The 7,171-nt window shown below is 57.1% G+C and carries 10 protein-coding genes; 2 read left to right on the top strand and 8 right to left on the bottom strand.

What is annotated here, in order from left to right:
• Window positions 1–23 precede the first annotated feature (23 nt).
• Window positions 24–263: a hypothetical protein gene (locus ACQR1Y_RS32725; protein WP_434879699.1), complete on the bottom strand. Its 240-nt coding sequence runs from the start codon at window positions 261–263 to the stop codon at window positions 24–26.
• Between the two features lie 308 nt (window positions 264–571).
• On the opposite strand from ACQR1Y_RS32725, the gene ACQR1Y_RS32730 reads away from it, so the two are divergent.
• Window positions 572–1,648, top strand: coding sequence for a glycosyltransferase 61 family protein (locus ACQR1Y_RS32730; protein WP_434879700.1), 1,077 nt, complete (start codon window positions 572–574; stop codon window positions 1,646–1,648).
• A gap of 183 nt (window positions 1,649–1,831) precedes the next feature.
• On the top strand, window positions 1,832–2,116 hold the full coding sequence (locus ACQR1Y_RS32735) for a hypothetical protein (protein WP_434879701.1): 285 nt from the start codon (window positions 1,832–1,834) through the stop codon (window positions 2,114–2,116).
• 43 nt (window positions 2,117–2,159) lie between these two features.
• On the opposite strand, the gene ACQR1Y_RS32740 is transcribed toward ACQR1Y_RS32735, so the two are convergent.
• The 7 genes from ACQR1Y_RS32740 to ACQR1Y_RS32770 all read right to left on the bottom strand — a co-directional run.
• Window positions 2,160–2,582: a BA14K family protein gene (locus tag ACQR1Y_RS32740; RefSeq protein ID WP_434879712.1), complete on the bottom strand. Its 423-nt coding sequence runs from the start codon at window positions 2,580–2,582 to the stop codon at window positions 2,160–2,162.
• Window positions 2,583–2,974: 392 nt separating this feature from the next.
• On the bottom strand, window positions 2,975–4,093 hold the full coding sequence (locus ACQR1Y_RS32745) for an acyltransferase family protein (RefSeq protein WP_434879702.1): 1,119 nt from the start codon (window positions 4,091–4,093) through the stop codon (window positions 2,975–2,977).
• A 118-nt stretch (window positions 4,094–4,211) separates the two neighbouring features.
• The gene (locus tag ACQR1Y_RS32750) at window positions 4,212–5,123 is read right to left on the bottom strand and encodes an acyltransferase family protein (RefSeq protein ID WP_434879703.1); all 912 of its coding nucleotides are present in this window, start codon (window positions 5,121–5,123) and stop codon (window positions 4,212–4,214) included.
• 67 nt (window positions 5,124–5,190) lie between these two features.
• Entirely contained in the window at window positions 5,191–5,430 is a 240-nt protein-coding gene (locus tag ACQR1Y_RS32755) for a hypothetical protein (protein ID WP_434879704.1), read from the bottom strand.
• Window positions 5,431–5,830: 400 nt separating this feature from the next.
• The gene (locus ACQR1Y_RS32760; RefSeq protein WP_434879713.1) at window positions 5,831–6,217 is read right to left on the bottom strand and encodes an FkbM family methyltransferase; all 387 of its coding nucleotides are present in this window, start codon (window positions 6,215–6,217) and stop codon (window positions 5,831–5,833) included.
• Window positions 6,126–6,575: an FkbM family methyltransferase gene (locus ACQR1Y_RS32765; RefSeq protein ID WP_434879705.1), complete on the bottom strand. Its 450-nt coding sequence runs from the start codon at window positions 6,573–6,575 to the stop codon at window positions 6,126–6,128. Before ACQR1Y_RS32765 ends, ACQR1Y_RS32760 begins: the two co-directional genes overlap by 92 nt.
• Window positions 6,576–6,650: 75 nt before the next feature.
• Window positions 6,651–7,171: hypothetical protein (locus tag ACQR1Y_RS32770; protein ID WP_434879706.1), on the bottom strand; the 521-nt coding region annotated here is incomplete at its 5' end.

Raw genomic sequence — 7,171 nt, forward strand, 5'->3', positions numbered from 1 at the left:
ACGGCAGGCCCGGATCGCCGGACCTATTTGCGCTGGCAGGACTGCTGGCAGAACTGAGCCTGGTTGTCGCAAGCGCTGAGGCAGGGGCCGCTATAGGAGGTCGGGCAAACACGCTTGCAGGCATCGGTCTGGCTGGCGCAATTGATGAGACAGGCATTCCCGCTCTCGGCCAAGCGCCAGGGACTCTTCACAGCCGCGCCGGCTGCGGTCGTCACCACGGCTGCAACCAGCGCCGCTGCGAGACCGATTGCTCTCAACCTCATGTCATCCTCCGACCGAACCAAGCCACTCAATACCGCATCTTGGGCGGGGCTGGCTACCCGTTCTGCGAGAGCTCCACATCCCATGCTCCGCGCGCGAACTGAGGCTGCCGAGCCTCAGTGGAACGCCACATCAGCACCACCCGAAATGGAGAAAATCCGCAAAAACGACTTTCAGCGGTAAAAACCAATGCGACGCAGGAGTTCCGACCGCGTTTGTTGCAGGTTATTCTTGTTGAATGCGGCTATTCCGATCCGGAGCGCTTTCATATAGCAGTTGTCGCCTTGCTTCATTCAGACTGCGGTGTCTTTTGGTCGTTCCGGTCCGTTTCGTTCCCTATGTCAACTACCTCCAGCGCAGCCTTTTCGGCGGCATCAGGCTGGATCAAGCTGCCCATCGCCGGGACGTCCTGTGCTCGGGAGAGACAATTCGGGCGAGACCCGCCATCGTGCTCCCGGGACAGGCCGATGCCGTCACAGGCACCTCCGACGGCACGACAGTCGCCCTTGAGCTCGCCGCCGCCGTTGCGGACAGTCTTAAGACGAGCCCCACCATCGCGTATCGCATCGCGGACACCGTCCTCGTCGATGGCTCCGTCTATCGCGGGAGCTTCAAGGCCTTCATCGCGGCACGCCCGCATTTCCACGACCGCGAGGTTCGGCGAGTGGCACGAGCTGGCCTCGCTTCGTCTCATCTTGCCGGGCGGTATTTCGGCCATTGGTTGGCCGACGATAGTCTCCAATACGAGCTCGCCCAGGAGCTCGGCGAGCCGCTCTGCTTTCCGCTGCCCATCTATTCGGAGCACCGCGATTTCTACGCGGCGCATCTGCGCCAAGCCTATTCGCTCACCAGCCGCGCCGTGGTGAAAGACCTCACGCTCTATCAGGATTTCTACTGGGGGATTCATCAGAATAGCCTTCGGCGATCACTGACACGCTCGCTGAGGCAGCGGGCACGGAACAACACACCCTCCAAACGAGATCTCTTGATCTACCTCAAGCGCGGCAAAACCGGCAGACGCCGTCTGATCCACAATGAGGACGAGATCGTCGCAAGATTGACGCAGAACGGCTTTGTCGTGATCGACCTGGAGATGATGAGCCTCCCGCAGATCCATGCGGCTCTGTCACGGGCAAAGATCGTGGTTTCGATCGAGGGAAGTCACGTCAGTCACGGCATCTTCTCGATGCCCGAAGACAGCGGCCTGTTGCTGCTGCAGCCCCCCGACCGCTTCCTGGCCTTTCACCGCGGCTGGACCGAAGCCGCAGGCGTCTGGTTTGGTTTCGTCGTGGGAAAAACGGCGGAGGGCGGGTATCTGTTTTCACCCTCGGATATCATGCGGACGCTCGATCTCATGCTTGGTCGCATTGAAACCCGCGTCCCGTAACGACCCGGGCAAAACCGTGTTAATATCGGAAGTCCGAGGTCTCTTGTCGAAACGGCGGTTTCGCAGGATATTCGTCAACCAAACGCTCGGGCAGCGCTGCCGCGTCAACCGGACGGGCAGGTCAGACCGGAATGGGACGGCTATTCCGGCCGTGGCGACGAAAAGATTGCACAGGAGACGCAGATGGGGTTTCGCTTCACAGAGTCTTTGGTGCTTTCGGCCGCGGCTGTGGCGCTTTTCGTCACAGCAGGTCCGGCGGATGCGCGGCATCGGCGGATAATCGCAATTGCCCATGAGCCGGGCGTCTGCAACGTGGCTCCGAGGCCACTGCCCTTTATCTATCCCGCGCCAGACTGGCGGCCTTTCTTCCACAAGCACTATTACAGGTTCGGTCCGACGCCGACCTGCGTCTGGTCGGAGGCCCCCGTGGTGCCGGTGGCACAGACCATCATTTCCGTTCGCTATTGAACGTCATGCGCCGACCTGACGGCCTAGGCCCGTCTGGTCCAACCTATGATCGGCACGGCCGCCGGCGGCCACCGAAATCCCGGTAACTCTCGGTCTTCGGGTCATAGCTTCGGAACGATGTGCAGCCCACGGGATCGCCGGGACTGGAACGCGAAACTTTTGGCTCGGTGCGCTTCTCGCCGGATGGATCTTTCTCCTGCGCAAGCGGCTGGGGCTGTCCTGAAGCGCCGTCATTCGTCCTGCTTTCGCCTCCTCCGGAGGCCTGCGGCCGCGCTTGGGCGGCCACAGTCCCCGTTGTCTTTACTGCATCCGCCGCGCCTTCGGCAGACCCGTCGTGGGCAGCGGGAGCCCTCCCCGCCTCAGTTGCGGCGGATGTCTGCTCTTTCTTTCCGCGATGAAGGTCGATGAGATCCTTACAGGCGAAGGGAAAGACGACATCGCCCGCCGCGGTGATCCCGATTGGCATACACCCTCCCGGCGGCGGCTGGTCGGGCGCGGTCTCCACTGCACCAGCCGTTGATTTGATCACGCCGGTCGTCTGAGCCGCCGCAGCGCCCGAGACCAGCAGGAGCAGCTGACATGATAATCCGACGAAAATCTGCCTGTTGAAAGACAAGTCAGTGCCCCACACGATACTTTTGAGCCGGAAGTCGACCAAATCGACAGCATCGAAAACACGGTATTTGTGGCGAAACTATCGCGGCAGGCCGATTTTGAAAGCTGCCGGGCATAAGCGGCGTAGAAGCTTTTTTTCACGGCTATTGCGTTTCCTGCAAGCTCATTTTCGTCTGCGACTGCTTCGCGGACTCTTGCAGCGTGGCGCATGACGCCGATGTCCCTTGGTCTGCGAAGGCGTGGTCAGGGCTGCATCGCTCCGGCGGCTTTTTGGCCACCTTCCGGGCCGCCCACGCACCGTATCGCCCGCCGCATCATGGGCTCTCCGTATTTCGCGATCAACCAGGACGCCAGCGCACCACAAGCAATCGGCACGACTGGCAAAAGAACCGAAGGCAGAAACGGAGCGTGAAACGCCAAGGATGGAAGCAGAGCTCGGATGAACGGATAATGGATCAGGTACCACGGATAGCTAATGAAGCCAAAGAACAGTAGTAACCGTGACGACAGAACTCTCTGCCAGATCGGTATGCAGACCGCCGCCGCGAACAATAGGACGACCAAGCAGAGACCCACTCTCTCTGCAACCGCAAATCGCACCGTTACTGCGGAGATCATTCCTACGCCCAATGCGAGAACAAGTACAATTCGCCGCCTGTCTCTGTAGAAGATGTAGAACAGCGCACCGGCTGTAAACCAACCGAAATGGATGAAGCCGATCCAATCGGCAGCGGCCGCAACTCGACTGGGAAGAGAGTTAAGATCCAGACCAAACACTAATCGCAGGGCCAGCGAGCAGACGAATATCGAAAAGATGAAAAATAAAGCGATCGCTCGCCCCCCAGCGAAGTACGCCATGGCGAAGATAACGTAGAATACGACCTCAACGTACAATGACCAGAACGATCCTTCCATCCCATCAATACTGAGGCCCGTCAGCGCGTGGATGAGAGCCGGGTTGAGGAACGTCAGGCCCGGAACAAGGTTGATCCACGTTTTTGGGGTGTTCGGCCCAGCACCAACGAAACTCTCAAATCCCAAGATCAGCAATGAGCCGATCAACATCGCAGGAAATAGCCGCAGCCAGCGCCGCACTAGAAACGAAATGAGATCCTTGCACGTCTCTAGGCTCATCAAGATGACGAAGCCAGAGATCAAGAAAAACAGCTGGACGCCCTGCCAGCCTAATCGGATTGGAATGACTTCATACCTGGCCCCGAACGGCAAGGCATCCGGGAAGGCCACGTAGCCGTGAAACACCACGACCGCCAGAATCGCTATGCCTCGCAACCCGTCAAGATACTCGATTCTCCTGCGCTCCACCCTCATACCCTCGCCATTCTGAAATGAAGACAGGCTCAAGAAAACGATCGATCAAAAACAATAGCAGGGAGTTTCCCTAACCGTGCGCGCCAAGCTCCATCCGCAGCACGCTCCAGGGCATCGGCGCAATCGGGGCGGACTCGTCGCGCGAGCCGCTTCAGAACGAATCCGCCCCCGCACCTCGCGTCGGAGACGATGAAGCCACGAGAGGCCGGCGACGGGCCCGTCCATTGGCCCATCGAAGGAATTTCGATTCGAACATGGACGATATCAGAACTGCGACGATGACGCTGAATGCAATCCCGAGCGTTGCAACCCAATACCATTCCAGCTGCGGAGCGGTACGCTTGAGGATGCCATGGACAATGAGAAATGAAGGGATGTGGCAGAGATAAAGTGAATAGGAGATCTGACCCAGCCATATCGATAGTGGTGGCCCGCCCTTCAACAAGCTCGCCAAGTTGAGACGACTTACAAGAATTGCGATGCACATGCCCATTCCAAAATACAGATTTCTTGAATTCGTGATCACATCGAGCGGCAGTTCACCTCCGTAGGAAAGAAGCCGGGATGATATGATTGCCGCAAGCCAGACAACGGCGAGAAGAATCCCGATCCGCAAGCTGTATATCGCGATCGAGAAAACGGCATAAAATAGCAGTTCGTGCCGTAAGGACCAAGCTGGATTGATCAGTAGATTTGAACTTGGTAGCAAAAGATAGTTTGTCAGCAGGTACATTGGTGTGAGATGCAAGACATGTGATGGGTTCCCGAGGAACTGCCGGATCAGCAGCGCACCGGTGAGGATCAGCCAATAAGTGGGAACAATCCGATAGAAGCGACGCCTCAAGAAGACGAGCGGCTTGCCGGATCCGAGTTCGTGTCCATTGACGTGGTAGATGATGAACCAACTTAGGACAAAGAAGAAGTCCACCGCCCAAGAGCCCCAGGGCCAAAGAAAATGGATATAGTCCGGCGTTTCGATCAAGTACCAGTGGACATGACAAATCACGACGGCAAACGCCGCAATACCGCGCCCAAACTCCAATAGCTTTAGTTTCCCGCCCACGTCAGAAGGCTACACCTCCGACCAGCTGGGCCTCCAGCCCAAAAAGCGCTTGACAAATTGATTTCCATCACTGGCAGATCTTTGGGCTTTTCATTGCCCCCGGCTTCTCCTCGTCGAGGAGATTTAGCAGCGCATGACTTTTGGTAACAACGTTCCAGCTCTCCAGCCTTGACGTCCCGAAGCCAAACAGCTCAAGGCAGCAGAGGACGAGAATGCCAGGCCGGGGAGGCTCCTGGCTGAACAGATGCTCAACGCGGCGGCGCATCTGGAAGCCAAGCTGGGCTGTCGGAACGGCCAGCTCGCTCAATCGTCGGGCGGATCGGACGATCTGCGCTACCGCGGTCCTGGGTGCCGATCCAGAGCAAGCGAGGCCGCATGCGCCTTAGTTGCTCGAGCTGGTGTCCGATCAGTTCGCATGCCGGTGATGCCGCCGCACCCCGAACGTCGTTGACCGCTTCGCGCGGGAGTGTCTGGGCGCGATGGCCGGCAGCTTGACTTCAGGACGGCGCGGGGCGCGCAACTTTGAGTCAGCTGAAGCTGCAGTGAGGCAACAGGACTCTATCGTCGCGGACAGGAATCGAACTCACCAGCAACGCGATGCCGGCTTGTCGCAACGACAGCGCGATCGGCTGGCGCTTCACTGCTCCGGTCGAGCTGCCCCCCAGAACGCCTTCGTCGGGCGCACGAAACAGAACAAGACGTACAAATTATCGAGGAGACCGACAAACAGTCAGCTCATCACAATGAGTGATAAAATATCCTCTCCCCTCGATTGCGGAATAGAACACGTCTTTAGCAACATCTCCATGGAGCTCGATCACGAGATTGTCCACACGATCTATCCAATCTTCGGAACCTGAGCCAAACAATTCGATCTCCGACCCTTCGATGTCGACCTTAAGAAGGGAGATGCGATCGTGGCCACTATGCCCTAGAATCTCCAGAAGAGTGACAACTTCGACACTTTCAGACTGTTCGCTGCGCGCTATCCTTCTAGCCCACTCAGATCCTCGCCGCATTGAACTGCCCTCGAAAGCCACCCCCCTCTTTGCGTGGCCATACGGCCGCTTGGACGGCCTTATACCGACCGCTATATGGCCGAAGGTTACGCCGAAGAATCTCGAAGTTAGCCGGATCAGGTTCAACTGCTATGACATAGGATTTAGGAAAATGGGACAGAAAATAGGCAGATGAATAACCAACGTTTGCACCCAGATCGACTATCAGTGACGGATTAGTTAGATTGTCCAAACATCTATATTCGCGCTGAACGAAGATCTGATTAAAAACCCAAAGATCGCTCGTACCACGACGAGCAAAAAGCGGATGGCTAGAACACTTAGAAGTAAGTTTCAGGACTTCAGAACTGAGCTTCTTTTGAACAAACCAGTTTACGGCTGAAAGCATTCCGAGGTTTCTGACTGCAGACTTGTATGAGTCAAACCGCGCCATGTTATATCACCATCTGAATAGAGGGCAGGCTATCCTACGATCGCACTCAGACCAACGGTGGCACCACCACCTAACCTACTTGGAAACGACAACCAGACAACACCCTACCGAAGCTTGATCGTTGGATTGTCCTGCAGCTAAGAGACGGCGATAAAATCGCGAGTTTCTTGAGACGGCGCACACAACCAGAGTAGCAATGAACCACCATCTCAATGACGCTCTCCGGTATATTAATACCCAACGACCCCGGCAAACGTTCGTCTTGATCGAGATCAGGGAGACCCTTCCATCTGACGAAAGGTTGGAGAGGTCTTCGACGACGAGCGGTTGGTCGCCATCGATGAGCATATTACTATTCTGAGCCGCTTCTGGCGGCAGCTTGTCCACTTGTTGATAGGTCGCATCGGCCCGTACCCATCCCTCGTCCTGAATTTGTCGCAGCTCCCCTTCTTTCATCAGAGAGGAGGCTCCCTTTTTTGGTGCAGCGAATGGCGGCCCGCCAAGCAAGCCCGGGCGGGTCTGATCTGCCCCTAAGAATTTCCTCCAGAAGGATTTAGAGTCCGGCCTGACGAAGGACGGACAGATGAAGCGGAAGC

The sequence above is a fragment of the Bradyrhizobium sp. HKCCYLRH3099 genome, assembly GCF_051167855.1.
Classification (GTDB): Bacteria; Pseudomonadota; Alphaproteobacteria; order Rhizobiales; family Xanthobacteraceae; genus Bradyrhizobium.